This is a genomic window from Planotetraspora mira, from assembly GCF_016863275.1.
GTDB classification, from domain to species: Bacteria; Actinomycetota; Actinomycetes; order Streptosporangiales; family Streptosporangiaceae; genus Planotetraspora; species Planotetraspora mira.
Genome location: NZ_BOOO01000007.1, coordinates 35,227 through 49,148, shown reverse-complemented (window position 1 = coordinate 49,148; position 13,922 = coordinate 35,227). Strand labels below are relative to the sequence as shown.

14 protein-coding genes are annotated in these 13,922 nt (G+C 69.0%); 6 read left to right on the top strand and 8 right to left on the bottom strand.

The genetic code is table 11. The features are described 5' to 3' along the window. Nucleotides 1–53: 53 nt before the first annotated feature. The 5 genes from Pmi06nite_RS07000 to Pmi06nite_RS06980 all read right to left on the bottom strand — a co-directional run bounded on the left by Pmi06nite_RS07000 (nucleotide 54) and on the right by Pmi06nite_RS06980 (nucleotide 7,189). The gene (locus tag Pmi06nite_RS07000; RefSeq protein ID WP_203952044.1) at nucleotides 54–1,295 is read right to left on the bottom strand and encodes an RCC1 domain-containing protein; all 1,242 of its coding nucleotides are present in this window, start codon (nucleotides 1,293–1,295) and stop codon (nucleotides 54–56) included. A 350-nt stretch (nucleotides 1,296–1,645) separates the two neighbouring features. Further along, a complete protein-coding gene (locus tag Pmi06nite_RS06995) occupies nucleotides 1,646–2,815 on the bottom strand; it encodes an RCC1 domain-containing protein (RefSeq protein ID WP_203952043.1) in 1,170 nt (389 codons plus the stop codon). Between the two features lie 418 nt (nucleotides 2,816–3,233). After that, nucleotides 3,234–4,475 carry an RCC1-like domain-containing protein gene (locus tag Pmi06nite_RS06990; protein WP_203952042.1) on the bottom strand — a complete coding sequence of 414 codons (1,242 nt, stop codon included), beginning with the start codon at nucleotides 4,473–4,475 and terminating at the stop codon, nucleotides 3,234–3,236. A gap of 295 nt (nucleotides 4,476–4,770) precedes the next feature. After that, nucleotides 4,771–5,958 (bottom strand): RCC1 domain-containing protein, encoded by a 1,188-nt coding sequence (locus Pmi06nite_RS06985; RefSeq protein ID WP_203952041.1) that lies wholly within the window; start codon nucleotides 5,956–5,958, stop codon nucleotides 4,771–4,773. A 370-nt stretch (nucleotides 5,959–6,328) separates the two neighbouring features. Further along, nucleotides 6,329–7,189 (bottom strand): RCC1 domain-containing protein, encoded by an 861-nt coding sequence (locus Pmi06nite_RS06980; RefSeq protein WP_203952040.1) that lies wholly within the window; start codon nucleotides 7,187–7,189, stop codon nucleotides 6,329–6,331. Nucleotides 7,190–8,072: 883 nt separating this feature from the next. Between Pmi06nite_RS06980 and Pmi06nite_RS06975 the strand changes: the two genes are divergently transcribed. Continuing rightward, entirely contained in the window at nucleotides 8,073–8,573 is a 501-nt protein-coding gene (locus tag Pmi06nite_RS06975) for a hypothetical protein (protein WP_203952039.1), read from the top strand. Nucleotides 8,574–8,832: 259 nt separating this feature from the next. Beyond that, complete coding sequence (locus Pmi06nite_RS06970; protein ID WP_203952038.1) at nucleotides 8,833–9,579, top strand: sulfite exporter TauE/SafE family protein; 747 nt, start codon at nucleotides 8,833–8,835, stop codon at nucleotides 9,577–9,579. A 64-nt stretch (nucleotides 9,580–9,643) separates the two neighbouring features. Here Pmi06nite_RS06970 and Pmi06nite_RS06965 read toward each other — a convergent pair whose 3' ends face one another. After that, nucleotides 9,644–9,802 carry a hypothetical protein gene (locus tag Pmi06nite_RS06965; RefSeq protein ID WP_203952037.1) on the bottom strand — a complete coding sequence of 53 codons (159 nt, stop codon included), beginning with the start codon at nucleotides 9,800–9,802 and terminating at the stop codon, nucleotides 9,644–9,646. A 26-nt stretch (nucleotides 9,803–9,828) separates the two neighbouring features. Between Pmi06nite_RS06965 and Pmi06nite_RS06960 the strand changes: the two genes are divergently transcribed. From Pmi06nite_RS06960 to Pmi06nite_RS06945, 4 genes are all read left to right on the top strand, one after another. After that, nucleotides 9,829–10,482 carry a hypothetical protein gene (locus Pmi06nite_RS06960; protein ID WP_203952036.1) on the top strand — a complete coding sequence of 218 codons (654 nt, stop codon included), beginning with the start codon at nucleotides 9,829–9,831 and terminating at the stop codon, nucleotides 10,480–10,482. 88 nt (nucleotides 10,483–10,570) lie between these two features. Continuing rightward, nucleotides 10,571–10,801, top strand: coding sequence for a hypothetical protein (locus Pmi06nite_RS06955; RefSeq protein WP_203952035.1), 231 nt, complete (start codon nucleotides 10,571–10,573; stop codon nucleotides 10,799–10,801). 72 nt (nucleotides 10,802–10,873) lie between these two features. Continuing rightward, nucleotides 10,874–11,032: a hypothetical protein gene (locus Pmi06nite_RS06950; protein WP_203952034.1), complete on the top strand. Its 159-nt coding sequence runs from the start codon at nucleotides 10,874–10,876 to the stop codon at nucleotides 11,030–11,032. A gap of 68 nt (nucleotides 11,033–11,100) precedes the next feature. Then, on the top strand, nucleotides 11,101–12,138 hold the full coding sequence (locus Pmi06nite_RS06945) for a lactonase family protein (protein WP_203952033.1): 1,038 nt from the start codon (nucleotides 11,101–11,103) through the stop codon (nucleotides 12,136–12,138). 46 nt (nucleotides 12,139–12,184) lie between these two features. Here the strand turns inward: Pmi06nite_RS06945 and Pmi06nite_RS06940 are convergent, their stop codons facing one another. Further along, nucleotides 12,185–12,997: an SAM-dependent methyltransferase gene (locus Pmi06nite_RS06940; protein WP_203952032.1), complete on the bottom strand. Its 813-nt coding sequence runs from the start codon at nucleotides 12,995–12,997 to the stop codon at nucleotides 12,185–12,187. Between the two features lie 76 nt (nucleotides 12,998–13,073). Continuing rightward, nucleotides 13,074–13,886: a DUF4253 domain-containing protein gene (locus Pmi06nite_RS06935; RefSeq protein WP_203952031.1), complete on the bottom strand. Its 813-nt coding sequence runs from the start codon at nucleotides 13,884–13,886 to the stop codon at nucleotides 13,074–13,076. Between the last annotated feature and the right edge of the window lie 36 nt (nucleotides 13,887–13,922).

Sequence of the window (13,922 nt, the reverse complement as noted above, 5' to 3'; positions counted from 1 at the left end):
GCCCCGCCCATGTGGGGCGGGGCCACGTGGTGGATCAGACGTGAATCCTCCGGTCAGGCGGCGAGGCTGAAGTTTGAGCCTCCGGCGATGGATTCGATGCCGAGGAGGCCGGTGCGGATGGCGACGGGTGTGTTGCGCTGCAAGACGCTGCCGTCGCCGAGTTGGCCGCTGCCGTTGGCGCCCCAGGTGTTGACGGGGCCGTTGGTCAGGTAGGCGATGCTGTGGCTGTCGCCTGCCGCAATGAGCGCAACATCGGTCAGGACGCCGACGCCACCGGGGCCGGCGACGGTGACGGGTGTCGTGCTGCCGACGCCGGCGGCCGGGTTGCCGAGTTGGCCGCTGCCGTTGTTGCCCCAGGATCGCATGGTGGTGTCGGTGAGCAATGCGAGCGTGTGGGAGTTGCCGCCGGCGATGGCTTTGACGTTGCCGAGGACGCCGACCCCACCGACTCCGACGACGGTGACCGGAGTGGGGCTGGTAGCGCCCGCGGCCGGGTTGCCGAGTTGGCCGGCGGCGTTGTCGCCCCAGGTCCTGAGGGTGCCGTCGTTGAGCAGCGCGATGCTGAAGTTGTCGCCGGCCGCGATGGCTTTGACGTTGCCGAGGACGCCGACGCCACCGACTCCGACGACGGGGACCGGGGTGGGGCTGCCGGCGCCGGCGCCCGGGTTGCCGAGTTGGCCGCTGAGGTTGCCGCCCCAGGCCCGGACGGTTCCGTTGGACAGCAGCGCCAGGGCGTGATTCTGGCCGGCGGCGATGGCCACGACGTCGGTCAGGCCGGTGACCGGTGCGGGCAGCGGGTTGATGCCGCCAGCGACGCCGTTGCCGAGCTGGCCCGCGGTGTTGGCGCCCCAGGCCTGGACGGTGCCGTTGCCCAGCCTCGCCAGGCTGAAGTCTTCGCCGGCAGCGATGGAGCGGACGCTGAGCAGCCCGGTCACGGTCCCGGGCGTCGGGTGGTTGGTCGTGGTGCCGTCGCCGAGCTGACCGGAGCCGTTGCCGCCCCAGGCCTCGATCGTGCCGTTCGCCAGCAAAGCCAGGCTGTGGGAGACACCTGCGGAGATGGCGGTGACATCGGCCGCTGTCACTCCGGCCGCCGTCACCGGCGTGTGCCGCTCCGTGGTCGTGGCGTCGCCCAGTTGGCCGCTGCCGTTGGCACCCCAGGCCTTGACCCGGATCGCCTGTGCCGCCGACGCGGGCGACGGTGCGGTGCCCACGATCAGGGCCGCGAGTGTCACTCCGACCGCGACAGAGGCGGCGCGGCGCCGATTTCCCGGAAACGCCGCCGTTGATGAATTCATTGCTCTTCCCCCGAAAGGCACGGATATCTCGTCTGCGACGCCTTTCTCGACGCACATGGTGGATCAGACGATGAGCGGCACGTTAGCAGAATGGCCGGGCCCGATCTGAGAAGCGATCGCCGACGAAATGAACGCGTCTTGGAGCTGGAAACAAATGACTCTTTACGCTTGCTCGGCCATGCGGCATTAGTCGCTGACTTTTCAGGCGGGCGCACATCATGCTTTCGCGCTCATCGGCGTTCTTCCGCCGGATGCGGCAGCGGTGGGCGACGGCGAAACGTGTGCGGCCCCGCCCCTGGTGGGGCGGGGCCGCGTGGTGGATCAGGCGGTGCCTTTTCGGCTGGGCGCAGTTAGCCGGCGAGACTGTGGCCGCCGCCGCCGGCGATGGACTCGATGCCGAGGAGGCCGGTCCGGATGCCGACGGGTGTGTTGCGGGTGGTGGTGCTGCCGTCGCCGAGCTGACCGGAGCTGTTGTCGCCCCAGGTGTTGACGGGGCCGTTGATCTGGTAGGCGATGCTGTGGGTGTCGCCTGCGGCGATGAGTGCGACGTCGCTCAGGACGCCGGTTCCGCCGACTCCCAGGACGGTGACGGGTGTCGGGCTGTCGGGGCCGGTGACGCCGTTGCCGAGCTGACCTGAGCCGTTGTTGCCCCACGCGCGGACGGTGTTGGTGTTCAGCAGCGCGAGAGCGTGGGTGCCGCCGCCGGCGATGGCTTTGACGTTGCCGAGCACGCCGACTCCGCCGACTCCGACGACGGGGACCGGGGTGGGGCTGTTGGGGCTCAGGACGCCGTTGCCGAGCTGGCCTTGGGTGTTGAGTCCCCAGGTCCGGATGGTGCCGTCGTTGAGCAGGGCGATGCTGAAGTTGTCGCCGGCGGCGATGGCCTTGACGTTGCCGAGCACGCCGACTCCGCCGACTCCGACGACGGGGACCGGGACGGGGCTGTCGCCGCCGACCACGCCGGTGCCGAGCTGACCGGAGGCGTTGTCGCCCCAGGCCCGGACGGTTCCGTTGGACAGCAAGGCCAGGCTGTGGTTGCTGCCGGCGGCGACGGCGACCACGCCGGTCAGGCCGGTGACCGGCGCGGGCAGCGGGTTGATGCCGCCGACCATGCCGTTGCCGAGCTGGCCGTTGTCGTTGTCGCCCCAGGCTTGGACGGTGCCGTTGCCCAGTCTCGCCAGGCTGAATTCGTCGCCGGCCGCGATGGAGCGGACGCTGAGCAGGCCGGTCACAGTCCCCGGCGTGAGCTTGTTGGCGCCCACTCCGGACGTGCCGTCGCCGAGTTGACCGGCGCTGTTGCCGCCCCAGGCCTCGATCGTGCCGTTCGCCAGCAAAGCCAGGCTGAAGGTAAAGCCGGCGGAGACGGCGGTGACGTCGGCCGCCGTCACCCCGGCGGCCGTCACCGGCGTGTGCCGGTCCGTGGTTGTGGCGTCGCCGAGTTGGCCGGTGGCGTTGAAGCCCCAGGACTTGACCCGGATCGCCTGCGCCGCCGACGCGGGCACCGACCCGAGTCCAGCCATCAGGATGGCCGTTGCCACTCCGACTGCGGCAGAGGCGGCGCGGCGCCGATTTTTCGGAAACGCCGCCGTAAGTGAATTCATTGCTCATTCCCCCGAAAGACACGGATATCTCGTCTGCTACGCCTTTCTCGACGCACATGGTGGATCAGACGATGAGCGGCACGTTAGCAGCATGGCCATGCTCGATCTGAGGAGGCGATCACCGGGAAAATGAGCGCGTCGCAGGGCCGGGCATGCACAAATGTCAATGTTTCCGCCGTTCGACATTCCTCGTCGAACTTTCAGACCGGTTGCATATGGCGTTTTCGTGCTCATCGGCGTTCTTCTGCTGGAGGCGGCGGGGGCGAAATGTTTGCGGCCCCGCTCTGGTGGGGCGGGGCCGCGGTGGATCAGGCGTGAGCCTTCCGGCTGGGAGCGGCTAGGCGGCGATGCCGAAGAGGCCGCCCCCGGCGATGGACTCGATGCCGAGGAGGCCGGTCCGGATGCCCGCGGGTGTGTTGCGGTCAGTGGTGCTGCCGTCTCCGAGTTGGCCCTCGTTGTTGCGTCCCCAGGTGTTGACGGGGCCGTTGGTCAGGTAGGCGATGCTGAAGTCGTCGCCGGCGGCGATGAGCGCGACGTCGCTCAGGACGCCGATGCCGCCTGGGCCGAGCACGGTGACCGGTGTCGGGCTGTTGCCGCCGGTGACGCCGTTGCCGAGTTGACCGAAGTCGTTGTCGCCCCAGGCTCGGACGGCGCCGCCGATGAGGAGTGCCAGTGCGTGGTCACCGCCTCCGGCGACGGCCTTGACGTTGCCGAGCACGCCGACGCCGCCGACTCCGACCACGGTGACCGGGGTGGGGCTGTCGACACCCACGACACCGTTGCCGAGTTGCCCGTTGGAGCCGTCGCCCCAGGTTCGGACGGTGCCGTCGTTGAGCAGGGCGATGCTGCTGTTGTCGCCGGCGGCGATGGCCTTGACGTTGCCGAGCACGCCGACGCCGCCGGCGCCGAGCACCGGAATCGGGGTGGGGCTGTTGCCGCCGATCACGCCGTTGCCGAGTTGACCGAAGCTGTTGTCACCCCAGGCGCGGACGGTGCCGTTGGACAGCAACGCCAGCCCGTGGTCCTGGCCGGCGGCGACGGCCACCACGTTGGTCAGGCCGGTGACCGGCGCGGGTAGCGGGTTGTCGGGGTCGACCATGCCGTTGCCGAGTTGACCGAAGTCGTTGTCGCCCCAGGCCTGGACGGTGCCGTCGCCCAGCCTGGCCAGGTTGAAGTCGTCACCTGCGGCGATGGCGCGGACGCTGAGCAGACCGGTCACGGTGCCCGGGGCGGAGTGGTCGGTGGTGGTGCCGTCGCCGAGCTGGCCGTTGCTGTTGTCGCCCCAGGCCTCGATGGTGCCGTTGGCCAGCAGGGCCAGGCTGTGGTTGAGACCACCGGAGACGGCGGTGACGTCTGCCATCGTCACACCGGCGGCCGTGACCGGCGTGTGCCGCTCCATGGTCGTGGCGTCTCCGAGCTGGCCGTTGTCGTTGTCGCCCCAGGTCTTGACCCGTAGTGGTTGTGCCGCAGCGGAGGGCAGGGCCCCCGCACCTACCAGCAGGGCCGCCAGCGCGACTCCGACCGCGGCAAAGGCGGCGCGGCGCCGGTTTCCTGGGAATGCCGCTGTAAGTGAATTCATTACTCTTCCCCTGAAAAGCAATTTCTCGTGTCGCGTACGGCGCCTTTATCGCCGCTCATGGTGGATTGAACAATGATCGCGACGTCAGGCGGGCACCCGTATGCCTGGGGGTGAAGCGCGTGCGGCCTTTTCCGCCGCTAATGATGGATCGGCGAATTGATATGTACGGCCGGCGCCGCCGGCCGCCTGAGTTGGATGGGCTCTTCGCGGAGCACGGCGCCGGATGAAAGAGGTACCCAGGCGGCCCCGCTCAGGCGAGCGGGGCCGACTGGTGGGTCAGGTGGTGAATTTCCGGTCAGGCGGCGATGCTGAAGACGCTGCCGCCGGCGATGGATTCGACGCCGAGGATGCCGGTTCGGATGCCGACGGGTGTGTTGCGGGTGGTGGTGCTGCCGTCGCCGAGTTGCCCGGTGCCGTTGGCGCCCCAGGTGTTGACGGGCCCGTTGGTCTGGTAGGCGATGCTGTGGAGGTCGCCGGCTGCGATGAGTGCGACGTCGCTCAGGACACCGACGCCGCCGACTCCGAGGACGGCGACCGGTGTGGCACTGTTGCCCCCCGTGGCCCCGATCCCGAGTTGGCCGCTGCCGTTGGAGCCCCAGGTTCTGACAGTGCCGGCGTTGAGCAGGGCCATGGCGAAGTTCGAACCTCCGGCGACGGCCTTCACGTTGTTCAGGACACCGACGCCGCCGACTCCGAGCACGGTGACCGGAGTCGGGAAGTCGCCGCCGACGGTGCTGTTGCCGAGCTGGCCGAAATCGTTGTCGCCCCAGGTCCGGACGGTGCCGTCGTTGAGCAGCGCGATGCCCATATCGTCGGCGGCGGCGATGGCCTTGACGTTGCTCAGGACTCCCACGCCGCCGGGGCCGACGACAGGGGCGGGAACCGGGTTGCTGCCACCTATGGCTCCGCTGCCGAGTTGCCCCTCGTTGTTGGCGCCCCAGGCTCGGACGGTGCCGTTGGACAGCAACGCGAGGGCGAAGTCCTGGCCGGCCGCGACGGCCACCGCGCCGGTCAGACCGGTGACCGGCGCGGGCAGCGGGTTGATGCCGCCGACCATGCCGTTGCCGAGCTGGCCGTTGCTGTTGTCGCCCCAGGCCTGGACGGTGCCGTTGCCCAGTCTCGCCAGGCTGAAGAAGTCGCCGGCCGCGATGGAGCGGACGCTGAGCAGGCCGGTCACAGTGCCCGGCGTGAGCTTGTCGGCGCCCACTCCGGATGTGCCGTCACCGAGCTGACCGGCGGCGTTGTCGCCCCAGGCCTCGATGGTGCCGTTGGCCAGCAGGGCAAGACTGTGGGCCAGACCCGCGGAGACGGCGGTGACGTCGGCCGCCGTAACTCCGGCCGCTGTCACGGGCGTGTGCCGGTCCGTGGTCGTGGCGTCGCCCAGTTGGCCGCTGTCGTTAGCGCCCCAGGACTTGACCCGGATGGCCTGGGCCGCCGACGCGGGCACCGACCCGAGTCCGGCCATCAGGATGGCCGTTGCCACTCCGACCGCGACAGAGGCCGTGCGGCGCCGATTTCTCGGAACCACCGCCGTAAGTGAATTCATTATTTTCCCCCGAAAGAACAGGTGTGCTTCGATTGCGGCGCCTTTCCCGCCGGTCACGATGGATCAGACAACGAACGAACCAGGACGCTAGCAGAATGGCTGGGTACGGCCCGAGAAAGCGATCGCCGTCAAAATCAACGCGTCGCGCAGCGGAGATATCGGTAGGTCGGATATTTCATCCATAAGATGTTCGTTGAGGCGTTTCGGGTTGATATCCATAGTGCGAGCGGCGTCGGTGGGGTGACACGCATGCGGCCCCGTCCGAATGGGCGGGGCCGTGCGGATGGATCGGATGATGGCCTCTCGGTCAGGCGGCGAGACTGAAGGAGCCGCCACCGGCGATGGACTCGATGCCGAGGAGGCCGGTTGGGATGCCGATGGGTGTGTTGCGAGAGGTCGTGCTGCCGTCGCCGAGTTGGCCGAGGAGATTGGAGCCCCAGGTGTTGACGGGGCCGTTGATCTGGTAGGCGATGGTGTGGAGGCCGCCGGCGGCGATGAGCGCGACGTCGCTCAGGACGCCGACTCCGCCGACTCCCAGGACGGTGACCGGTGTCGGGCTGTCGGGGCCGGCGACACCATTGCCGAGTTGACCTGAGCCGTTGTTGCCCCACGCGCGGACGGTGTTGGTGTTCAGCAGTGCCAGCGCGTGGACGCCACCTCCGGCTATGGCCTTGACGTTGCTGAGCACGCCGACTCCGCCGACTCCGACGACGGTGACTGGGACGGGACTATCGACCATGGCGCCGTTGCCGAGTTGGCCGTTGTCGTTGTCGCCCCAGGCCTGGACGCTGCCGTTGGACAGCCTCGCCAGACCGAATTCGGAGCCCGCTGCGATGGAGCGGACGCTGAGCAGGCCGGTCACGGTTCCCGGTGTGAGCTTGTTGGCGCCCACTCCGGACGCGCCGTCACCGAGTTGACCGAGAGTGTCGTTGCCCCAAGCCTCGATCGTGCCGTTCTGCAGCAGGGCCAGGCTGAAGTTGAGACCACCGGACACGGCGGTGACGTCAGCCGCCGTTACCCCGGCCGCCGTCACCGGCGTGTGCCGCTCCGTGGTCGTGGCGTCGCCGAGTTGGCCGCTGCCGTTGGCGCCCCAGGACTTGACGCGGATCGCCTGTGCCGCCGACGCGGGTGACGATGCGGTGCCCACAATCAGGGCCGCGAGCGTCACCCCGACGCCATTGCTGTCAGGGTACGTCTTGTGGTCGGAAATGAAAGCATAATGTTTTCCCCGAAAAGATGTATTGCCGGATCGGTGACACCTTTTCCGTCACTCCAGATTGAATTGGACGGCGAATGGCACGCTACCAAGATGTGGACACGAAGTAGGAGAACCGGCCGGCTTGCCGGTAGTCCTGTCGCAGTAGATATAAATAGGATGAACGATCTAATTGTGCTAAATGGAATCAATTAAGCTGGCAGATGGCGTTAGAAAGCTGTTTGTAGCGCGAAGTTGCATTATTTTCGACCAAACCGTGCGTGCTCCCGCCCTGTGTGGGCGAGAGTACGCGGGAGGGCGCGAGACTCGCAGATGAGGCTGTAGGCGAAGCCGGCCGAGGTGGAGGTGATTCCGACGCGGCCGGTTCGGATGCCGGTGGGCACGGTCCACATGGTGGTGGTGCCGTTGCCGGGCGGGCCGCTGGTGAATCATGACACCTTGGCGTAACCACCAGAATGACCGGATATATCCGACTCCTAGATCAATGTTTCCCGCTATGTCGCATGTAGGCCGAGGCGGCCGAATTTCCTCTCCGGAAACTCCGACAAATCGCCTTGAGTGGCGTCAGTGATCGCCTCGGAAATGCTCCTCAAGTATCTAAATTGCGCAAGATCAGGAAAGATCGGAGTTAAGTGGTCCACTTTTGTGTCGGCGTAGCATCTATTTGCCGTCATTGAATATGTCCTCGAGTGTTCACGTTTCTCGGCCGGGTATCTCCGGATCGCATCGCTCACTGCGGTGAACTCGGAAATCCATTCTCACTTTGGAGGGAAATCAATTGATTTCTCGTAGGAGTCGGTCGACTTCGGACCCGCGTACCACCGGCCGTCTGCTGATGTGGGCCGTCGCGACGACGGTGGCCTGCGGAGCCGTGGGCCTGTCAGGTTCGATGGCCGCCGGCGCCGACACCGCCATGGCGAAGGCCGTCCCCGCCAGCCAGCAGGACGGAGAACCGTGGCTCGACACGGATGACGTCTCCGGCCTGCCGGCGCCGTTCGCCGCCAACCCGGTGGTCTTCAACGTGACGGCCAACGGCGGCGTCCCGTGGGTCTATGACCCGCGGGAGCCGTCGGGGCAGCCGAGGTGGCAGAACCTTCGACGGGTTCCGGGCAGCCAGGGTGGCAACGTCATCAACATCTCCGTCGCTCAGGGCGACAACTCGGAGTCTCCTGTGGTCGGGACGACCCGCGCCCTGAAGATCACCGCGCGAACCGTTTCCGGTCTCTTCTCCACCACGTGCGGCATCGCGACCGCCGCCACCAATGTCCTGTTCCCGACGGTGGGACCCTTGACCAACTGCAGCGCATGGGCGGCCGTGCCCTCCACCACTCCCTGATACTGAAATCGAGGGAGTAGCGACCAGGACGGACAGCTCCGGGTGCGGGACCGCGCCTCGGAGCTGTCCGTCCTCGTATGTCCAGCCAGTCGTGCCGGGCGGGAGCTTTCCTCGGTCCGGCGGAATATCCCGGCGGCCCGGTCGCTCGCATACGGTCGCCGGAGCACCGCGTGATGAGAGCGGAGGCACGCACAGGGCGGCGTGGTGCCGGATGCCGCGCACGGTGCGCCGGGAGCGGTGTGATTGGGTCATCCCTGTGATGGGGGAAGCGCTCGGACTGATCGCCGTGGGCCTGGCGGCCGGAGTGGTCAGCACGGTGGTGAGCCTGGCGTCGATCGTCTCCTATCCGGCGTTGCTGGCCTTCGGCATCCCGCCGCTCAGTGCGAACGTCACCAACACCGTCGCGCTGATGTTCACCGGTCTGGGCGCGGCCGCGGGGTCACGGCCGGAGCTCGCCGGGCAAGGTCGGTTGGTCCTGCGCCTGGGGTGGGTCACCGCACTCGGAGGTGCGGCCGGGGCGGCGCTCCTGCTCGCGACACCGGCGGAGACGTTCGAGGCGATCGCGCCGTTCCTGATCGCGGGTGCCTCTGTCCTGCTGCTGCTCCGCCGCTGGCGGCCGGGGCACGTACGGCTCGGCGGGGAGAACGGCCGCGCGCTGCGCGTCGCCCTGTTCGCCGTGGCGGTCTATCTCGGGTATTTCGGAGCCGCGGGCGGGATCCTCATGCTGGCGGTGCTCGGCGCGGCACTCGACCAGGCGCCCGCACGGGTCAACGCCGTGAAGAACATCGTGTCCGCCCTCGCGAACGGCGTCGCCGCGATCGGATTCGCGCTGTTCGGACCTGTGCGGTGGACGGCGGTCGCGCCGCTCGCGCTGGGCTTCCTCATCGGAGGCTGGCTCGGTCCGGCGATCGCGCGGCGGCTTCCCGGGCAGGCGCTCCGGATCGTCGCCGCCCTGTGTGGTCTCGGAGTCGCCGCCAAGCTCGCCTTCGACGCGTTCACCGTCTGAGCGGCCGGTTACCCCGGCTCGGTTACCCCGGCTCGGTTGCCCCGGCTCGGCTACCTCAGCTCGGCTACCCCGGCTCGCCGGCCTCGGCGACGCGTGCGCGCAGACGGTCGCGGACCTCCTCGGGTGTGTAGGCCCGCCGCCGGCGTTCCGCCCGCACGACCACGACACCCGTTGCCGCCACGCCCGCGAAGGCCGCGAGTCCGAGCACTTTCCACCACCGCATGTGCCTAGGCTACTGCTGTGCCGGATATGCGGATAAGTCTCGATGAAGCCGTGGAGCTCAGCCGTACGGGGGACGTCTGGGTCTTCCGCGGACGCACGGTGCCGGACCGGGCCATCCAGATGACGACCAACAGCCCTGTCAATCACGTGGGCATGGCCGTCGTCATCGAGGACATGCCGCCGCTCATGTGGCATGCGGAGCTCGGCCGCTCGCTGCCCGACATGTGGTCGGGCACCCATCAACGGGGTGTGCAGCTCCACGACATGCGGGAGGCCGTCCGCGTGTGGGCCGACAGATACGGCCAGCGGGCGTGGCTGCGTCAACTCGAGCCGCCCGCGTCGCGGTCGATGGAGGACGCGGCGCTGCGCGTGATCGCCCGGCTGGACGGCACGCCCTTCCCCTCGACGGCCCAGCTCGCCGGCAGATGGCTGCGCGGACGGCTGCCCAACTTCCTGCGCGGCGACACCGCCCTCGAGACGGCCTACTGCGCCGAGGTCGTCGCGCTCACCTATGAGGCCATGGGGCTGCTTCCCGGGGGCCGCCGCCCGAACTGGTACGACCCCGGCCGGTTCTGGAGCGGCGACGACCTCGCCCTGCTCGGGGGAGCGCGGCTGGGCGGTGAGATCGCGGTCGAGATCCCACCCGCTTCAGCGTCCCGGGCCGCCTCCATCACGCCCTAGCCAAGATTTCACGGAAGCGGTCAACCTTCCGCCCGCGTAGTGCGTCAGGACTAGGCATCGTTCGTACAGACGCAAGATGGCAGGGCCCATGCCTACTCCTGATTTCCGAGGCGACGGCCTCGATGGTCTCCCCGAACAGGACCTGCGGGCCCGCCGCGCGCTCGACGCGGTGCGCCGCCAGGGTCCGGAAGCGGTGGAGGAGGAGACGCTCCGGATGAAGTCCGAACTGGTCCGGCTGTACGGGTGGGAGGGCTACCAGCGGGTCATCTCCAAGATGGAGAGCGACCTGGCCCGGCTGTACGAACGGCCGGCACCGTAGCGGACGTCACCGTCGCAGGGCTGCCCCGAGCTGCGACCGGACGCCCTGGACGAGTTCAGGGGGCCGGGCGCCGTGCCGTACGACCTGGGGGGCGTCACCCGCGGGCTCGTGCCGGAGTTGCAGCGAGCCGACGCCTTCCGGATCCGGTACGACGCGGTGACCCTGCGCGGGCTCCTCCGCCTGCCGAGGCCCGCGAACCGGTATGCGGCCCCGGCGGAGGGAGCCCGATGAAAAGATCAGCGGGGGCGGTTCGCCGATACCATCGGCGGCGGAACGGACGGCTACCCGATGGAGCGACGATGACGCGACCTCTTCCCGACGCGATCGGCCACGCGGAACTCCGGGACCTCGTCATCGGCGGATACACACCGGACACCGGCGGCTCGGGACCGGGGCTGACCCGTGTGCGCGTGGACGCGGCGGGCCGGATGGAGGCCGTCGCGCGGACGGTCGTGCCCGGTCCTTCGTTCGTCACCGCGCATCCCCGGCTGCCGCTGCTCTACGCGGTGCTCGAGCAGGAGGCGGGCGGCGTGGCGGTGTTCTCGGACGACCCCGACGACCCCGACGACTCCGACGGCCCCCGCCTGCTCGCGGAGCACTCCAGCGGCGGCTCCTTCCCCTGCCACGTCGCCGCGGACCCGGCCGGTGCCTGGCTCGCCGTGGCCAACTACGGCGACGGGACCGTCGCGGTCTTCCGGCTCGCGGCGGACGGCATGCCCGAGCCCGAGCCGCTGCTGTTCCCCAACGAGGGACACGGCCCCGACCCGGAGCGGCAGGAGGGGCCGCACGCCCATCAGGCCGTCTTCGGCCCGGACGGCGTGCTCCACGTGAGCGACCTCGGCACCGACGAGATCCGGCGCTTTCTGCCCGACATGACCCCCCACCCCGACGGTCCCGTGCGGCTGACCCCCGGGACAGGGCCGCGGCACTTCCTCCATCACGAGGGCCACTGGTACGTCGCCGGAGAGCTGGACGGGATGGTCGGCGTCTACGACGGCGACTGGCGCGAGGTCGCCCGGGTGCCCGCCAGCGAGAGCGGCATACGCGACCATCCCTCGCACATCGCCGTGTCCGAGGACGGCCGCCATCTCTACGTCGCCAACCGGGGCCCGGACACCGTGACGACCTTCGCGTTCGACGGCGCGCTCCCGGTCCGCGTCGCGGAGGTGCCGGGCGGCGGCGTCTGGCCGCGGCATTTCGCCCTCGACGGCGACCGGCTCTACGTGGCCAACCAGCGGTCGGATGCGATAGCCGTCCTCACGCTGGAGGACGGGATCCCCACGCCGACCGGCACGACCCTCGAGGCCGGCAGCCCCTCCTGCGTCCTCATGCGCTGAAGCGGCCACAGCGTACTGCGGCGCGCGCCGCGTGTCCTGGCGTGCCTTACGGGATGAGCGCGACGCCCCCGACGATCCAGGCCTTGTCGGGCCGGGAGGCGGCGACGGTGCTGTCGGGCCGCCACTGCCGGATGTAGACGAGGCCGGGGTCGACGAGTTCGGTGCCGTCGAAGAAACGCATCACGTCCTCGCGCTTGCGCGGCGCGTCGTCCGCGTTGGGCACGATGCGGCGGAACGCCTCGACGATCGGGCCCACCAGGTCGGGACGGGCGTCGAAGACGGCGTGGCCGATGGCGAGGTGGCTTCCCCGCGCGACGTGGTCGCGCAGGTAGGCGACGCACTTGTACGGGTCGCTCATGTCGGGGAGGTACTGCAGCCGGGCGGGGATCAGCAGCCCGACCGGCTTGTCGAAGTCGATCAGGCGGCGGATGTCGGGGTTGTCGAGCATCTCGGCCGGCTGGAGGATGTTGCCCTTGACGACGCCGGTGTTGGGGTTGGTCGCGAGTATCGCGCGTCCGTGCGTCAGGACGACGGGGTCGTCGTCGACGTAAACGACCCGGGCGTCGGGGATCAGGGACTGGGCGACCTCATGGGTGTTGCGCTGTGTCGGCAGACCGGAGGCCACGTTGACGAACTGCTTGATCCCCTGGTCGACGAGGTAGTGCACCGCACGTTCGAGGAAGTCCCTGACCTCGGTGGCCATGAGCCTGATCTCAGGCGCGATCGTGAGCAGCCGCTCGGCGAGCTCCCGGTCGGCGGCGAAGTTGTCCTTGCCTCCGAGCAGATAGTCGCTCATGCGGGCGATGTTGGCCGTGCTCGTGTCGAAACCCGCCACTCCGCGCCGCTCCGCGCCACCCACAGCAGCCTCCTTGCCGTTGACTGTGCCTTGACGATTATTGCTTAACAAATATCGTTTTGTGCCCAGATAACGCTCGTTAATCCCACCAGAACGACCATGCGTTCTGTCCGACGATCTCTTCGGCGTAATCCACGAGCGTTCCAGGGCCCTGCAGGAGGCTGTCCGGGCAGAAGGTCCAGTGCTCCGCCGCGACGCGGAGCGCGTGATCGAAGGTCGCCGGGGGAGCGGCGATGCTCAGGTCCAGCGTGTTGAAGCCGAGGCCGACCACACGCGCCCCGAACCGCTCCTCCCAGCTGCGCACGACGGCGGCGAGCGGGACGGTCCACTCGTTGTGGTGCAGCGCGCCCTGCCAGCCGATGGCGACGAGCGCGTCCGCCCCCCGGTCCACCGCCGCCAGGCCGAGAGGAGTCCTGCGCTCGGCCACGACCCCGGCGTACCAGTCGGCGACGACGTCCGGGTGCGCGACCGCCTCGCCGGGGTTCGCCAGTCCCGGGCACTCGTCTCCGAACGGCGCCAGGTCCACCTCTCTGTTGGTGAGGTCGCCCCAGGTCTCGGCCATGAACCCCGCGGCCGTGTAGTGGCCGATCTCCGCGACGGAGTCGGGGGCGATCTGCCCGGCCGACCAGGGCTGCACGCCGTCCTCCAGCAGCACCGGCCAGAGTCCCGACCGCTGATGCTCGCTCCGCAGCCGGGCCCACAACCCGGCCTGAACCGGCGCGTCGCTGAGCCAGAACGACGGCCGGTGATGCGTCCGCAGCGTGTCGTACTCGGGATCCGGCCACACGAGGGAGCCGGACGGGAGGTCGATGCCGAACGCCCGCCCGTCGCCTCCGTCGCCGAACAGCAACTCCAGGTCGAGCGGAAGCTGCCGTAGCTCGTGATCCGCCATGCGTCAATAATGTCGGACCTTGTGCGGAGATGCCCG